This is a genomic window from Rhizobium sp. RAF56 (assembly GCF_052113965.1).
In the GTDB taxonomy this organism is placed as follows: domain Bacteria; phylum Pseudomonadota; class Alphaproteobacteria; order Rhizobiales; family Rhizobiaceae; genus Rhizobium.
Map to the genome: position 1 here is coordinate 1 of NZ_JBFRDU010000033.1, position 15,293 is coordinate 15,293.

At 63.0% G+C, this 15,293-nt stretch carries 13 protein-coding genes; 8 read left to right on the forward strand and 5 right to left on the reverse strand.

Annotation, left to right across the window (positions count from 1 at the left end; genetic code table 11):
• The first annotated feature begins 57 nt into the window (after positions 1-57).
• Complete coding sequence (locus tag AB4048_RS22485) at positions 58-6,246, forward strand: type I secretion C-terminal target domain-containing protein (RefSeq protein WP_442204212.1); 6,189 nt, start codon at positions 58-60, stop codon at positions 6,244-6,246.
• A 144-nt stretch (positions 6,247-6,390) separates the two neighbouring features.
• Here the strand turns inward: AB4048_RS22485 and AB4048_RS22490 are convergent, their stop codons facing one another.
• The 4 genes from AB4048_RS22490 to AB4048_RS22505 form a co-directional block, all read right to left on the reverse strand.
• Positions 6,391-7,032 carry a hypothetical protein gene (locus AB4048_RS22490; RefSeq protein ID WP_442204213.1) on the reverse strand — a complete coding sequence of 214 codons (642 nt, stop codon included), beginning with the start codon at positions 7,030-7,032 and terminating at the stop codon, positions 6,391-6,393.
• A gap of 311 nt (positions 7,033-7,343) precedes the next feature.
• Positions 7,344-7,664: a HigA family addiction module antitoxin gene (locus AB4048_RS22495; protein WP_442204214.1), complete on the reverse strand. Its 321-nt coding sequence runs from the start codon at positions 7,662-7,664 to the stop codon at positions 7,344-7,346.
• Positions 7,636-7,920: a type II toxin-antitoxin system RelE/ParE family toxin gene (locus AB4048_RS22500; protein ID WP_442204215.1), complete on the reverse strand. Its 285-nt coding sequence runs from the start codon at positions 7,918-7,920 to the stop codon at positions 7,636-7,638. Before AB4048_RS22500 ends, AB4048_RS22495 begins: the two co-directional genes overlap by 29 nt.
• Before the next feature lie 78 nt (positions 7,921-7,998).
• Complete coding sequence (locus AB4048_RS22505) at positions 7,999-8,907, reverse strand: LysR family transcriptional regulator (protein WP_442204216.1); 909 nt, start codon at positions 8,905-8,907, stop codon at positions 7,999-8,001.
• Between the two features lie 107 nt (positions 8,908-9,014).
• Here AB4048_RS22505 and blaOXA point away from each other — a divergent pair, with 107 nt between their 5' ends.
• From blaOXA to AB4048_RS22540, 7 genes are all read left to right on the forward strand, one after another.
• Entirely contained in the window at positions 9,015-9,821 is an 807-nt protein-coding gene (gene blaOXA, locus AB4048_RS22510; RefSeq protein WP_442204217.1) for a class D beta-lactamase, read from the forward strand.
• A 126-nt stretch (positions 9,822-9,947) separates the two neighbouring features.
• Positions 9,948-10,361: an MbcA/ParS/Xre antitoxin family protein gene (locus AB4048_RS22515; RefSeq protein WP_442204268.1), complete on the forward strand. Its 414-nt coding sequence runs from the start codon at positions 9,948-9,950 to the stop codon at positions 10,359-10,361.
• Positions 10,355-11,053 (forward strand): RES family NAD+ phosphorylase, encoded by a 699-nt coding sequence (locus tag AB4048_RS22520; protein WP_442204218.1) that lies wholly within the window; start codon positions 10,355-10,357, stop codon positions 11,051-11,053. The genes AB4048_RS22515 and AB4048_RS22520 overlap by 7 nt, the downstream gene beginning before the upstream one ends.
• A 136-nt stretch (positions 11,054-11,189) precedes the next feature.
• Positions 11,190-11,780, forward strand: a complete 591-nt coding sequence (locus tag AB4048_RS22525; protein WP_442204219.1) for a DUF1214 domain-containing protein — start codon at positions 11,190-11,192, stop codon at positions 11,778-11,780.
• Complete coding sequence (locus tag AB4048_RS22530; protein ID WP_442204220.1) at positions 11,773-12,321, forward strand: DUF1254 domain-containing protein; 549 nt, start codon at positions 11,773-11,775, stop codon at positions 12,319-12,321. Before AB4048_RS22525 ends, AB4048_RS22530 begins: the two co-directional genes overlap by 8 nt.
• Before the next feature lie 798 nt (positions 12,322-13,119).
• The gene (locus AB4048_RS22535) at positions 13,120-13,326 is read left to right on the forward strand and encodes a hypothetical protein (protein WP_442204221.1); all 207 of its coding nucleotides are present in this window, start codon (positions 13,120-13,122) and stop codon (positions 13,324-13,326) included.
• A 292-nt stretch (positions 13,327-13,618) separates the two neighbouring features.
• Entirely contained in the window at positions 13,619-14,653 is a 1,035-nt protein-coding gene (locus tag AB4048_RS22540) for a DUF2336 domain-containing protein (protein ID WP_442204222.1), read from the forward strand.
• 272 nt (positions 14,654-14,925) lie between these two features.
• Here AB4048_RS22540 and AB4048_RS22545 read toward each other — a convergent pair whose 3' ends face one another.
• Positions 14,926-15,279 (reverse strand): DUF1491 family protein, encoded by a 354-nt coding sequence (locus AB4048_RS22545; protein ID WP_442204223.1) that lies wholly within the window; start codon positions 15,277-15,279, stop codon positions 14,926-14,928.
• Between the last annotated feature and the right edge of the window lie 14 nt (positions 15,280-15,293).

Sequence of the window (15,293 nt, forward strand, 5' to 3'; positions counted from 1 at the left end):
CCGATCGCGATCGCCGCCRACACGGCGACTGGCCAAGGCACGGATACCTTTGCAAACATGGAAAGCCTGGTCGGCGGCTCCGGCAACGACACGATCTACGGCAGCGCCGGCGATAACATCCTCTTCGGCGGGGCCGGCAACGACACGCTCGTCGGCGGGGCCGGAAACGACATCCTGAACGGCGGCGTCGGAAACGACACGATGATCGGCGGCGTCGGAAACGACACCTATGTGATCGACAGCGTCGGCGACAGCTTCACTGAAACCGCCGGTGAAGGCATCGACACGGTGGTGGTGCCCTATAGCTACAACGTCGCGGGCACGAACATCGAGAACGTGATCCTGACGGGCACGGCGAACCTCAATGCGACCGGCGACGCCGGCGACAACCTGCTTTCCGGCAACGCCGGGGACAACGTCTTCATCGGCGGCGCCGGCAACGACACCATCAACGGCGGCGGCAACAGCACGCTGATGTCGTTCATGCACCCTGTCTCCCCGACGGCGGACGGAGCGGCGGCGATCCTGGCATCGCTCGTCCGCGGCGGCGACACGATCGACTATTCCGGCGCCCCGGCCGATCTCCTTGTCGATATCGGTCCCGCCGTCTCGAATGCCGCCAGCTTTTCGGCGACCGGTGAAGGCACGGACGGCCTGACTGGTATCGAGAACGTCACCGGCGGCGCCGGCAACGACACGATCTACGACAGCGACGCCGCCAATATCCTGCTTGGCGGCGCCGGCAACGACACGATCTCCACCCTCGGCGGAGACGACTTCGTCGACGCCGGCGCGGGTCGAGACACGATCAGGAGCAGCGCTTCCAACCTGGCAAATACCTTGCTCTACGGCGGCGGCGATCATGACTTCGACAAGATCACCGGCGGCGGCGGCAATGACATCATCGTCCTCGGCGACGGCGGCGGCATTGCTACAGGCAACGGCGGCAACGATATCATCTACGGCGGCAGCGGCGGCGTCCTCGCCGTTGACCATGACACTGCGGCTGAGGGCGAGGGGAAGGACGCGCTCGCCGGCGGCGACGGCAACGACACGATCTTCGCCGGCAGTGCGGACTTTACTACCATCCACGGCAATGCCAACGACGACAATATCTTCGGCGGCACTGGCCTAAACAACTACCTCTATGGCGACGATGGCAACGACACGATCCACGTCGGTGACGGCGGCTCCACCGCGGCCTACGGCGGCGTGGGCAATGACACCATCATTGGCGGCGCCGGCGGCGACACGATCTACGGCGACGAGGGCAACGACGTCATCGACAGCGGAGCCGGCAACGACATCCTCACCGGCGGCGCCGGCAACGACCAGATCGACGGCGGCGACGGGTTCGATATCGCGATCTACAACGGCGCCGGTCCCGGGGACATCACGGCCGTCCGCAACGCGGACGGCTCGGTGACGGTCACCACCGCCGATGGCGGCACCGACGTGCTGAGGAATATCGAGAGCATCCAGATCAATCATCCTGACGGCAAAACGTCCGAGACCGTCCCTCTCGACACCCTGGCACCGCCGATCGTGCCCGCGATCAACGGCACGCCTGAAGACGACACGATCGCCGGCACTCCCAGCATCGACCAGCTCAACGGCGGCGACGGCAACGACACCATCCGCGGCGGTAACGGCAACGACACGATCGACGGCGGTGACGGCAACGACAAGCTCTACGGCGAAGCTGGCGACGACACCATCAACGGCAATGGCGGCGACGATCTCCTCGACGGCGGCACCGGCAACGACACGATGGCCGGCGGCACCGGCAACGACACCTATGTGGTCGACAGCGCCAGTGACATCGTCGACGAAACCGCTCCCGGTTCCGACGGCCTCGACACGGTGCAGTCGTCGATCGACTACACTGCACCTGCCGGCGTCGAGAACGTCGTGCTGACCGGCACGGCGCCGATCAACGCGACCGGCAACGATGCCGACAACGGCCTCACCGGCAACAGCGGCGACAACACGCTCTCGGGCGGTATCGGCAACGACACGCTCTCGGGCGGCGCCGGCAACGACACGCTCGACGGCGGCGTCGGCAACGACGCGCTGGACGGGGGTGCTGGCAACGACACGCTTGCCGGCGGTGCGGGCGACGACATCATCGACGGCGGCACGGGTAACGACACGATGGCCGGCGGCGCCGGCAACGACACCTATGTGGTCGACAACAACGGCGACACCGTCGATGAAAGCGTTGCCGGCTCCGATGGCACCGACACGGTGCTGTCGTCGGTGACCTTCGTGCTGCCTGTCGGCCTCGAGAACCTGACGCTGACGGGCACGGCGAACATCAATGGCACGGGTACCGCCGGCGACAATATTATTACCGGCAACGGCGGCGCCAACACCCTCGACGGCGGCGCGGGCAACGACGTCATGGACGGCGGTGCCGGCAACGACCAGCTTTTGGGCGGCGACGGCGACGACGCGATGAACGGCGGCGCCGACAACGACCAGCTTTCGGGCGGCGACGGCAACGACACGCTCGACGGCGGCACGGGCGCCGATGCGATGGCCGGCGGCGCCGGCAACGACACCTACGTGGTCGACAACGCAGGCGACACCGTCGATGAAAGCATTGCCGGCTCCGGCGGCTCCGACACGGTGCTGGCGTCGGTGATCTTCACCCTGCTTGCCGGCCTCGAGAACCTGACGCTGACGGGGACGGGGAACATCAACGGAACCGGCAACAGCGGCAACAATACCCTCAACGGCAACAGCGGCAACAACAGCCTCGACGGCGGTTCGGGCAACGACGTCATCAACGGCGGCGACGGCAACGACACGCTCCTGGGCGGCGTCGGCAACGACACGCTCGACGGCGGCCTCGGCAACGATACGCTGGACGGCGGTGCCGGCAACGATACGCTGCGAGGCGGCGGCGGCAACGATACCTTCAACTATGTTGCTGACATCGCCGACGCCGGTACCGGCACGATCGCGGTCGATCTCGGCAACGGCACCGTTCTCAACCCCTCGCAATCCGGCCTTACCACCACCAGGGACCAGTTCATCGGCGACACCGGCACGGACGCCATCCTGCTCGGCAGTAGCGCGACCACCGGCGTCTCGTTCAACGCGGCCTCTGGAAGCGGCCCCAGCCTTTCCGGCATCGAATCGATCACGGCAACAGCCGGCAACGACATCATCATCGTCGGCGACGCCTACAAGAGCGATGCCCCCAACAGCGGCGTGACGGTCACGGCCCTTGGCGGCAACGACACGGTTGTCGGCAGCGGCGGTGACGACACGATCGACGGCGGTGTCGGCAACGACGTTCTCGTCAGCGGGTTGGGCAATGACCAGCTCATCGGCGGAACGGGCAACGACACGCTCAGCGGCGGCAATGGCAACGACACGCTCACCGGCGGTGCCGGCAACGACATCATGCTCGGCGGTGCCGGCAACGACATCCTTGCCGGCGGCGCCGGCAACGACAGCTTCGACGGCGGCATCAACAATCCCTCGGGTACGGCCTATTCCACCCCCGTCAATTTGACAGAGGGAGGCTTGGGGTCGCTGAAATCGTCCGCCGGCGACGTCGCCGACTACTCCTCCTCCAGCGCCGCTATCGTTGCAAACCTGGGCAGCACCGACGTCACCGGGCCGATCGCGATCGCCGCCAACACGGCGACCGGCGAAGGCACGGACAGCTTTGCAAACATGGAAAGCGCCTGGGGCGGCTCCGGCAACGACACGTTCTACGGCAGCGCCGGCGACAACGTCCTTTTCGGCGGCTCGGGCGCAGACACGCTGATCGGCGGTGCCGGAAACGACATCCTGAACGGCGGCTCCGGCAACGACACGCTCATCGGCGGCGTCGGCAACGACACCTATGTGCTCGACGGTATCGGCGACAGCTTCACTGAAAACGCCGGCGAAGGCATCGACACGGTGATGGCGCCGTATAGCTTCAACGTCGCGGGGACGAACATCGAAAACGTCACCCTTCTCGGAGCGGCGAACCTCATTGCGACCGGCGACGCCGGCAACAACGTGCTTGTCGGCAACGCCGGCGACAACGTCTTCTTCGGCGGCGCCGGCAACGACACCATCAATGGCGGCAACAACACGCTGATGTCGTTTACGCGCCCTGTCACTCCGACGGCGGACGGCGCGGCGGCGATCCTGGCATCACTGGTCCGCGGCGGCGACACGGTCGACTATTCCGGCGTCACGGGTAATCTCGTTGCCAATATCGGTCCCGCCGTCGCGGGTGGCCCCAACGCCCGTACGGCGACCGGCGAAGGCACGGACAGCCTGACGAATATCGAGAACGTTACCGCCGGCACCGGCAACGACACTATCTACGACAGCGACGCCGCCAACATCCTGCTGGGCGGCGCCGGCAACGACACGATCTCTACCCTCGGCGGAGACGACTTCGTCGACGCCGGCGCGGGCACTGACGTGATCCAGCACTCCGGTCTCCTTTCGGGAAATACCTTGCTCTATGGCGGCGACGATCATGACTACGACAGGATCTATGCCGGCGACGGCAATGACATGATCGTCCTCGGCGATGGCGGCGGCCAGGCTTTCGGCGGCATCGGCGACGATATCATCTACGGCGGCAGCGGCGGTTTCGTGGTTGACCCGGGCACGGCCCTGCCGGATGGCGCGGGGAAGGACTATCTCGACGGCGGCGACGGCAACGACACGATCTTCGCCGGCAGTGCCCCCTATACCACCATCCGCGCCGGCACCGGCGACGACACCCTCTATGGCGGCACCGCCAACGACATCATCGACGGCGGCGACGGCAACGATACCGCGGTCTACAACGGCACCGGTCGCGGAGACATCACGGCCCTGCGCAATGCGGACGGCTCGGTGACGCTCACCACGGCCGGTGGCGGCACCGACACCCTGAGGGACGTCGAGAACATCAAGATCGTTCATCCTGATGGCACATCCGAGACTGTCCCTCTCGCCCAGTTGGCAGCGATCGAAGGCACGCCCGGTAACGACACGCTCCCCGGCACTGCCGGTAGCGACGTCATCCACGGCAATGGCGGCAACGACATCATCCACAGCGGCGACGGCAACGACACCATCGATGGCGGCGCCGACAACGACCAACTCTACGGCGAGGCTGGCGACGACACCATCAACGGCAACGGCGGCGACGATCTTCTCGACGGCGGCACGGGCAACGACGCGCTGGCCGGCGGTGCGGGCAACGACACCTACGTGGTCGACGGCGCCGGTGACACCGTCAACGAAACAGCGCCCGGTTCCGACGGCATCGACACGGTGCAGTCGTCGGTCGACTACACCCTGCCTGCCGGCGCCGAGAACCTGACGCTCACAGGCATGGGGAACACCAATGGAACGGGCAATGGAGTCGACAACGTCATGACGGGCAACAGCGGCGACAACACGCTTGCCGGCGGCGACGGCAACGACACGCTCGACGGCGGGGCGGGCAACGACATCATCGCCGGCGGTGCCGGCGACGATACCGCAGTCTACAACGGCAACGGTCGCGAAGACATCGCGGCCACCCGCAATACGGATGGCTCGGTGACGGTGACGACCGCCGATGGCGGCACCGACACCCTGACGGACATCGAGACCATCAAGATCAATCATCCGGGCACCACGTTCGAGACCGTCCCTCTAGACACTCTGGCGCCGATCGTCGATTCGGGGCAGTCGCATGGGGTGAACCTCAACTTGCACAACAACGTCGGAACCCAGAGCCAAACGGGCTCGGGAGAGGTTACGACGCAAAGCGCCGGCCCCGATAGCGTGATCCTGACGGGCGACGGGGACACCAATGTGACGGGTGGCGATGGCGACAGCACGCTTACCGGCAACAGCGGCAACAACAACCTCAACGGCGGCGAGGGCAACGACGTCCTCAACGGCGGCGAGGGCAGCGACACGCTCACCGGCGGACACGGGGCCGACATTTTCGTCTTCGATGCCGCGGCGCTGAGCGGCGTCAACATCAGTGACACCATCACCGACTACAAGAACACCGACGGCGACCAACTCGACGTTTCGAACCTGCTCAGCTCCCTGCTTGGCCACCAGGCCAGCGAACAGCAGGCGCTGGACAACGTCAAGGCGACCGCAAGCGGCGCGGACACCATCATCAGCGTCAACAACAACGGCACCTGGCAGGATATCGCCACGCTCACGAATGCCGCTCCGGTGGTCAAGATCCTCTACGACGACCAGCACCATGAAACGACCGCGACGCACAGCTAACTCGGACGCCTGAGCATAACGAACTGGAAAAGGGCGCAATGCGCCTTTTTCCAGTTTTAGAGCAGGGCTTGAAGGCGGAGCTTAACCAAGGATCCTCTTCAACCCCTTCGACCACGTTTGTAGATCGGCACTCCCTAAATTGTTTTAGTGCAGGATGCCGTCCACGGGTTCGAGCAAGGCGCCGAGCACGTCGCTGCGTGCCTCGTCGGGCGAACTTGTGAGCCAGCATTCGCTTCCAGCACGGGAATGGAGCCGGATTTTTCCCCGGAAGGGGCGCGTCGCCGTCTCGTCGGCGAAGGCTTCGGCCATTTCGGTAACGAGTGCCGGCGAGGTCATCGCCTCCTCCGGAGTCTTGCCGTACTTCTCCTTCAGCGCGGCCAGCCGTTTCGAAACGTCGACAACCGAGCACTCGTAGTCGACGGACGCCACGAGACTGCCCTTGACGTATTCGTTCAGCGCTTGGCTGCTGCCGGTGGCGCGGCATTGCGTACGCTGCAGGTCGTCGAAAACCGCCTTGGAAAACTTTTCGAACGGCGCCTTCATGTCTTCCTGCCTTGCGGGCGGCACAGCCTTGAGCAGATAGATCGCATAGGCCTGCGCCGCCGTTTCGTTCAACGTCGGCACGGCATCGACGTTCAACTCGTCCTCGCCGTGATAGGCGCGATGAGCCTCGTTGAGCGCGCTAGCCCCTGATGCATCGGCATTGACGAAAATGGAAATATAGAGCTCCGCCGTCTTCTCTCGCGTCAGCGTTGTGCCCGTAGCTGCGGCGAAGGACAGGGGCATTGTTGCAATGCAGGCAAAAAGTGCCGCAACGAACGGCAGACGATAAGTCGCGTGCCGCCGGCCGCTTTTTCGACCGCGGGGTACCAAGTTTATCATGGAGCCTCTTTTACCGATAAATATGATTTTTAATATGCAACTTATTCAGAACAATGGCATTCTTTAATCGCTATTATTGTGGAAGGTTATACCTCCCGGAGCGGCAAAACCGATGCTGTTTACGACATCGCCCAGAAACGGCCCGGCGCGCGTCGGCGAGAATCGGATGCAATATCGCCTTTTACGCGTAAAATTGTCGCAGCGGAAGCCCGCAATCATGCCGCGCGCGGTGCGATTTGCGCAAGTTCGGGGCCAATCTGCCGGCGACGCTCCATAAGATCGTAATCCACCTGCAATCCCAGGAAAAATCCATCCGACACGCCAAAAAAACGAGCGAGGCGCAAATCGGTGTCGGCGGTGATGCTGCGCTTGCCGAGCACGATCTCGTTGATCCGTCGCGGCGGCACATGAACGGCCCGGGCAAGGGCGTTTTGGCTCAACTCCATCGGCTTCAGGAAGTCTTCCAGCAGAATGTCTCCAGGATGCGGATTGGGCAGCCACTCGGCTTCAGTCATGATAGTCGACGATTTCGACATCGCGCGGCCCTCCTTCATTCCAGATGAAACAAATGCGCCATTGGTCGTTAATCCTGATCGAATGTTGACCAACTCGGTTACCCTTCAAGGCTTCCAGGCGATTTCCCGGCGGCACGCGCAGGTCCATAAGTGTAAGCGCCTGATTGAGCAAACGAAGCTTTCTGAGCGCAATGGCCTGAATATCGGAGGGCAGTTTCCGACTTCGTGTGCCAGACCAAATACGCGCAACCTCGGCATCCGCGAAGCTTTGGATCATTCCACTTTATAACGCTGCGCGTCATATAACGCAAGACGTTATGGGGACGAGGGCTGACGCCCGCTTCGCCGCGTTTCGTCAAGCATCACGCCGCTGCGTAACAGCCTTGGCAGCTCTCGCAACCGCCTCGTCGAGCCAGTTCCTGAAGGCGTTCATCGCCGGCGTCAGGGGGCGTGAATGGAGGCGGGTCAGCCAGTAGCTGCCCAGCGAGACGCTGGTCTCGAAGGGTTGAGAAACGGTGCCGGCGAGGAGATGGCGCTGAAACATCATCGGCGGCGCAAGGCCGGCGCCCTCCCCTTGCAGCACCGCCTCCATCATCGCCAGCGACGTGTCGAAGACGATGCTGTTGCTGAGCGGCCCGGGCCGGGCGATGCCCGCGGCCTCGAACCAGCGCTTCCACTCGTCCGGCCTATAGGAGCGCAGCAGTGTGACGCTGAGGAGATCGGCCGGCTCGCGAAGCGTGAGCGCCATCTGGGGAAGGCAGAGCACCGAAAGCGGCGCCTCGAACAGCCTCACCGCCTCGGTGCCGTGCCACGCGCCGCTGCCGAAGCGGATGGCATAGTCCAGCCCCTCCGCCGCCAGATCGATACGGTTGTTGTTGGTGTAGAGGCGCAGGTCGATGAAGGGATGGCGCTCCCTGAATTCCTGCAGTCTCGGCAGCAGCCAGCCGACCGCGAAGGTTCCGACGGCGCCGACAGACAGCACCTCGCGTATGTGCCCGCCGCGGAAGTGTTCCACGACATCGGCCATGCGATCGAAACTGTCGCGCAAGACCGGAAGCAGGCTCTCGCCCTCCGGCGTGATCATCAGGCCGCGCGGCAGGCGCCTGAAAAGGACGACGCCGAGCTGCGCCTCGAGGGTTTTCACCTGGTGGCTGACGGCCGCCTGCGTGACGCTGAGTTCGATTGCCGCCTTGGTGAAGCTCAGGTGCCTTGCGGAAGCCTCGAAAGCCCTGAACGCGTTCAAGGGAAGATATGGCCGAACCATGGCGATGCCCAAATTAATCTAATGGCTAAGGCAATTATTCGTCCTTTGCCGGTTCGTCAAACCGTTGCTATCCCTCGCCCGCGCCGACACATCAGAAAGGAACGATAATGAAATCGCGTTTCGCCGTCCTTGGCCTTCTTAGCGCCGGACTGCTCGCCTCGCCCGCCCACGCCCGGACGATCTGCACGGTCGTCATGGATGCGCAGAGCGGCCAGACCGTCCTTGAAGACGGCAGCTGCGACGAGCGCTACACGCCTGCTTCGACCTTCAAGGTGGCGCTCAGCGTCATGGGCTACGATTCGGGCTTCCTGAAAGACGAGCACAACCCGACGCTTCCCTTCCGCGAGGGCTATGTGGATTGGGGCGGCGCCAACTGGAAGCAGCCGACGGATGCCGTTCGCTGGCTGAAATATTCCGTCGTCTGGTTCTCCCAGCAGATCACCCATGCGCTCGGCGAGGCAAGGCTGCATGACTATGCGACGAAGTTCGGGTACGGCAATGCCGACTTTTCCGGCGATCCGGGCAAGGACAACGGCCTCGAGCGCGCCTGGATCGCCTCCTCGCTGAAGATATCGCCGCTGGAGCAGGTGGCGTTTCTGAGCAAGCTTGTGAACCGGCAGCTCCCGGTCAGCGCGCATGCAACCGACATGACCCTGAAGGTGGTCGAGCAGACGGACCTGCCGGGCGGCTGGTCCGTTCAGGGCAAGACGGGCATGGCCTATCCGCGCAAGCCGGACTACAGCTTCGATGAAGATCATCCCTGGGGATGGTTCGTCGGCTGGGCGAAGAAGGACGACCGGACGTTTGTCTTCGCGCGGCTGATCCAGGACGACGTCAAGACCGAGGGCACCGCAGGCGTCCGCTCCCGCGACGCCCTGCTTGCCGAGCTTCCCACGCTCCTTGCCGGATACTAGATCATTACTTGTCGCTGGCGGCGCTTATGGCGTCGCCGGAAAGGCTGGAGATTTTGCTGAGGGCACCAATTCTTTCTTGCCAATTGGCAGAAATGCGATATTTTTATGCCAGAAAGCAAGGTCACCATGCGACTTCAGCCTATTGCCTCAACGCCAGCCGACAGCCGATCGGCTGAAATAACCGATTCCGAAGCGGGTGCGCTCGTGCGCACGACGGTGAACCTTTTCAGCGCCTGGAAGCTGACCGATGCGCAGGCCACCACCTTGCTCGGAGGATTGTCGGCTCGCACCTGGTCGCGTTGGAAAGAAGGCAATGCAGGCCGCGTCGATCGAGACCTGAAGATGCGGATGGCGCACTTGATGGGCATCCACAAAGGCGTGCGATACCTGTTCAAGGATGTGGCACGCGGGTATGAGTGGATCAAAGCGCCCAACGCGGCGTTTGGCGGCAAGTCGGCATTGGACATCATGCTTCAGGGGGAGCTTTCCGATCTCGCCGTGATGCGTGAATGGCTCGATGCCGAGCGAAGCGCATGGTAAGTGGGCTGGCTGTCCGCTCTCACGTACAGTGGCCCAAAACCTACCGGATCATTCGGTCCATTTATCCCCCTGTCGACCTGTTCGAGGACATTGCCGACCCTCGCGACTGGGAAGCACTTGTCGCTGTCGAGGCGAAAACAAATCCGCGCATCCGGTATGAGGTCGGCGATCTCGGCAAAGTGCCGGCAGGTCGTCGGATTTCCGGCGCTGGCGCCAGTTTCGTGATGGCACCGTTCGGCCATTGCTCCACGGGCAGGCCCGGGCGCTTCACCGATGGTAGCTACGGCATCTACTATGCAGGCGAGAGCGAGGAAGTCGCGGTCGCCGAGACGGTCCATCATCATCAGATATTCATGCGTTCGACACCCCAGTCTGCGGGCTGGACGTCGGACTTTCGTGTCCTGATCGGCAGTATAGATCGAAGCCTGGACGACGTGAACGCAGTGCCCGATGTCCTAGATCCCGACGACTACACAGCGTCTCAGGTCGAGGGAAGCGGACTGCGGGCGGCGGGAAGCGATGGCCTGCTATGGAACAGCGTCCGAATGCCCGGCAAACGCTGCATAGGTGCCTTCTGGCCGGATGTCGTGACGATCCCCCTTCAAGGGCGGCACTACTGTTATCACTGGGACGGCACACGGGTGGATTACGTACGGCAGTACGACACCGGAGCGGTACTGGCGGTCACCTGACTAAGCCATGCGATCGCAGATCCGGCCTCCCTTGAACGCGTTTTTCCGTGATCGACAGTTGTGGGACTGGCCTCCCTTTCCCGCGTCGCCAGAATCAGCGATAAGCTTGGGGCCGGATTGCAACAAGGAAGCCAAGGTGTTCCGGGTTCCCCTCCTCGTCGCGCTTTCGCTGCTGATCGCCTTCGGCGGCGGCATCCTGTTTACGCTGTACGCGCTGGATGCTACGGCGGGTTTCGGCGCGATCCGGCTCGGCGCCTGGGAGGCGTTTCCGCTTCTGCATACCGAGGACGCCGACCCTTACGCGAAATCCCACCGCGCCCGCGCCGGCCGGCTGCTTTACGGCACCGCCGAGGGACTGGTCTTCTCAGCCGTCGACGACAGCGACGGCGGCCGGCTCACCGCCGGATGCAGCTATAGGCTCACCGGCCAGACGCCGCCGGCACGGCTCTGGACGCTGTTTGCGGCGGGCGACGACGGAAAGCCGCTTACTCCGCCCGCGGGCCGTCCAGGCGCGATCAATTCGTGGACCGTGCTCAGAGACACCGATTCAGGCTTCAGCATCGGCATCTCGCGAGAGCCGCAGTCCGGCAACTGGCTGGCGCTTCCGCTGACCGGCGACCGCTTCCGTCTGGTCCTGACGCTGCTCGACACGCCGGCTGCCGGCAGCTCTGGCCTGTTGGATCTCGCCATGCCGAAGCTTGCGAAGATCGGGTGCGGCAATGCTTAGGTACGTATTCGCTGGCCTTGCGGGCCTCTTCGGCGCCGCCCTTCTTCATCTCATCATCATCCTGTCGCTGCCGCATTTCTCCGACCGCGACGGCTATACGCGCATCGAGGACGAAGGCGACGAAGGGCGCTTCTATCTGCTTGACGACAAGGACGACGACGCGGGCCTGTCGAACGACGACCCGTACATGCGCACCGCCGTTTGCGCCTTCGATATCGAGGAAACGCCGCTTCGGCTGACAGCCGTGGGCAATGTGCCGTTCTGGTCGCTTTCGGTCTACGATCGCGCCTCGAACGAGGTCTACAGCATGAGCGACCGCACATCGATCGGCGGCAAGCTGGATGTGCTGATTGCAACGCCGATCCAGATGACAGGCCTTCGCAAGGCGCTGCCGCAATCCCTTCAGCAGTCTATTCTGGTGGATATGGCGCGAACCGAGGGCTACGTGGTCCTGCGGGCAATGGCGCCGCAGCAAAGTTTCAACCAGGCGGCGCGCGACTTCCTTTCAGGCGCCGGCTGCGACGCATTCGCGGGCGAATGACGCCGAGGCGCTGCTATCGGTAACTATTTGTTCTTCGCCCGTTTCGATCCGGTACCCGGCCGATCCGAATCCCGCTCAGACCTGATGTCCAGCCGCTCGTAACGCACGCCGGTGAAGAGCATGATCTTGGCCTCCATCGGCTCTCGCGGCACGCGACGTGATGTTCGCGACCGGAGAACTGGAAGGGATATCACCTGTGCCATTCTCGTCTCCTTGAAGTGGTTTGAGACGGATGAACTTGCGACCGATTTCACCCTGCCCGCTGACCGACGGGCCGACGCTCCCTCCTGGAAGACCAGCCGTTCATCTGAACGGCACCCGCCAGGAACATCCGCGTCTTTCTCACGGCATTTTTCTTTGACACCGTGGCATGTGGCCCGTTTTACGGGGCTATAAGCATATTATACGATCAATCTTACGAATCGCGCAGCTGTTCTCCGAATTGAGACCACGTAATAGTTAACGAACCGTTAATTTCTTAACCCTTTTGGAACGGCCGGCATCCGCTCCAACCAATTAACGCGCCAGAGCCGATTTGGTTTCATCGCACAGCGTGTTTTTTATCCTTACGTGAGGCTGCATTTTATCCTTACGGTAGGCTGCAAAAATACTACGATTTCATATTCTTAAATAAACAGGTCCGCCTGCGGGCGAATGGTTCCGGCCGGGTACGTTCATCAAGGAAATTTCATTTGCGCGCACCCTAAATAAGCGTATGTTTCGGCAATCGGTCTAAGGGTTAGGGCAAAGACCGCTGAGAGACCATCGGAACTCTGGCCGGCAAGACGGAGACTTGTGATGTCTTTCCTGATCAACGCAGCTTTTTCGCCGGATGACGTCGATCTGCTGCGCGGGGCACTGAATTCCTGGTGCCGCGAGCGGCGCGTGGACATCAACAGCAGCGAGGCGCAATTTGCAGCCTCCGCCGCTATTGACCTGTTCCAATCGGGCCACACCACCGACGAAAAATTGAACCATGCGTTGCGCGAACTGAAGGGTCCGTGAGGCTATCGCGAACGCGAAATCATCAATCATTTTCGACTGTTGAGCGTCCTTTCCGGGCGCTCTTTCGTTTTCAGCGACGCCGGCTGTCCCGGTTCAAAATCGTTCGAGTTTTAATAAAGCTTTTACGACCTGTTAACGCTACCCGCCCTATCATTTTTTCAAAGCCAGATCCGGACCCGGCGTCCGCCCGGCTGCGATGCGTCGCTGACGCCGCCGAACCGTTGCGGGGCAGGCGCGGAAGCAGGCGCCTTCCGAATTTGGACCCTTTGGTTTTGCGTATATGGGTGTTGGCGTGCGCGATCGGTTTAGAGACCTTGAAGGACCGCCATCCATTCGGAAGAAGGATGTGGTACTGATGGCGACCGTGAGCAGCTTCGAAAGCCTGCAGCATCCCACCAAATCCGAACTAAGACTGTTTGCCGAGCTTTTCACACCGCTTTTCCATGCCTCCTCCGATGAAGCCAGGCGCCAGTCGGTCGCAGCGCTCTCGCAATGCGCGAACGTGCCGCAGGCGGTGGCGCTCTTCGTCGGCTGCCAGCCGATCAACGTTGCAGCGCCCTTCCTCGCGGGCTCGCCCTCGATCGACGACGAGACGCTGATCACGATCGCCCGCACCCAAGGGGCAGCACACGCCAAGGCGATCGCGCAGCGCGCCACGTTGTCGCCCAAGGTCCTCGACGCGCTTGTGGGCATCCGAACGGTCGAGCCGGCCCGCCCCGCGTCCGAGGAAGACCCCTCCCCGGTTGCGGCCGCTTCTCGAATGCCTGAAAACCTCGAGGCGGAGCGGGCCGAAGCGGAGCGCATCCTGCGCGAGGAGAAGCTGCGCCAGGAGTTGAAGCAGGTGGCGCGTCACCTCGCCTTCGACGCGAACGACCGTCTCGGCCTTCGCAGCCTTTCCGAGATCCAGGAGGCGTTGCTGGTCCGCTTCGCCCGCGCTCATGACGCCGGCCAGTTCACGACCGCGCTTGCCGATGCGCTTTCCTCCAGCCGATGGCTTGCGGAGCGGATCCTGCTCGACGTCTCCGGTCACCAGCTCGCCGTGACGCTCAGCGGCGTCGGCATGAACGCGAGCGAAGCCGCCTTCGTGCTCGAAAGCTTCTATCCGCACCTTGCCGAACACCGCGGCAGCGCCAGCCGCGCCTGGCTGGTGCTCGACTCGCTCGATCCTGACGAAACCGCGGCCCGCGTCGAAAGCTGGCGCCGCGCCGATCGCTACACCTATCTATCGCCGGAACAGGCCGAACCGGACGCCGATCGGAAAGAGGAGCGCGCCGCAAGGCAACTCACCTCCACCCGCAAGCTTCGCGCGAACGGACGCCAGCGCTGATCGGGACCGATCGGCATTCGTCGTTGCGGGGCCGCAGACCGTTCGCAAAAGTTTGGGCCAAGCGCGGGAGTATCACCCGTCCTTGGACGTAATCTCAAGTTTCGTGGTGTGTGGAAAATTTCCCGGCTATTTCGTCATGCACGGGCTTGTCCCGAGCATCAGCAACCGTTTGACTATGCCGATACGCAGCAGACCCTCGGCACAAGGCCGAGGATGACGACGCATGAGCCCTGTCGTCAGGCTCGGACCTGCCAGCGCTGCCCTCAACCCGCTCAGCCTCCCTGCCCCGCCTTTGCGGTCGGCACGATGTCGGTGATATCGTCGCTTTCGAGCTCGACGACCCAGAGATCGCTGTCGAACTTCTCTTCGCGCGCCAGAAGGTCTGCGACGTCTTGCGGGTCGGCGCGTGCCAGCCTTATCTCGAACAGGCGCGTGCCGCTCTCCTCCTCGTCGAAAAAGCTTTGCGGCGCAGGTCCGTAGAGGGTTTCAAGTCCGTCGCGGAAGCGCTGGCGAACGAAGATCGCGCCGGCCGATTCCGCGCCCTTGCGCTCGATGGCCGCAAAGCCGCCGCCGGCGAAGACACGGCGAAGAAGGGCGGAAACGAAGATGTCGGTGCGCAATCTCATCGACGAGCTATAGC

What these genes read in the sequence shown, in the direction of transcription:
- AB4048_RS22530 (WP_442204220.1), top strand. Translation starts at nt 11,773, where the DNA reads ATGCTTAGGTACGTATTCGCTGGCCTTGCGGGCCTCTTCGGCGCCGCC.
- AB4048_RS22520 (WP_442204218.1), top strand. Translation starts at nt 10,355, where the DNA reads ATGGTAAGTGGGCTGGCTGTCCGCTCTCACGTACAGTGGCCCAAAACC.
- AB4048_RS22490 (WP_442204213.1), bottom strand. Translation starts at nt 7,032, where the DNA reads ATGCCCCTGTCCTTCGCCGCAGCTACGGGCACAACGCTGACGCGAGAG.
- AB4048_RS22515 (WP_442204268.1), top strand. Translation starts at nt 9,948, where the DNA reads ATGCGACTTCAGCCTATTGCCTCAACGCCAGCCGACAGCCGATCGGCT.
- AB4048_RS22505 (WP_442204216.1), bottom strand. Translation starts at nt 8,907, where the DNA reads ATGGTTCGGCCATATCTTCCCTTGAACGCGTTCAGGGCTTTCGAGGCT.
- AB4048_RS22535 (WP_442204221.1), top strand. Translation starts at nt 13,120, where the DNA reads ATGTCTTTCCTGATCAACGCAGCTTTTTCGCCGGATGACGTCGATCTG.
- AB4048_RS22545 (WP_442204223.1), bottom strand. Translation starts at nt 15,279, where the DNA reads ATGAGATTGCGCACCGACATCTTCGTTTCCGCCCTTCTTCGCCGTGTC.
- AB4048_RS22495 (WP_442204214.1), bottom strand. Translation starts at nt 7,664, where the DNA reads ATGTCGAAATCGTCGACTATCATGACTGAAGCCGAGTGGCTGCCCAAT.
- blaOXA (WP_442204217.1), top strand. Translation starts at nt 9,015, where the DNA reads ATGAAATCGCGTTTCGCCGTCCTTGGCCTTCTTAGCGCCGGACTGCTC.
- AB4048_RS22500 (WP_442204215.1), bottom strand. Translation starts at nt 7,920, where the DNA reads ATGATCCAAAGCTTCGCGGATGCCGAGGTTGCGCGTATTTGGTCTGGC.
- AB4048_RS22485 (WP_442204212.1), top strand. Translation starts at nt 58, where the DNA reads ATGGAAAGCCTGGTCGGCGGCTCCGGCAACGACACGATCTACGGCAGC.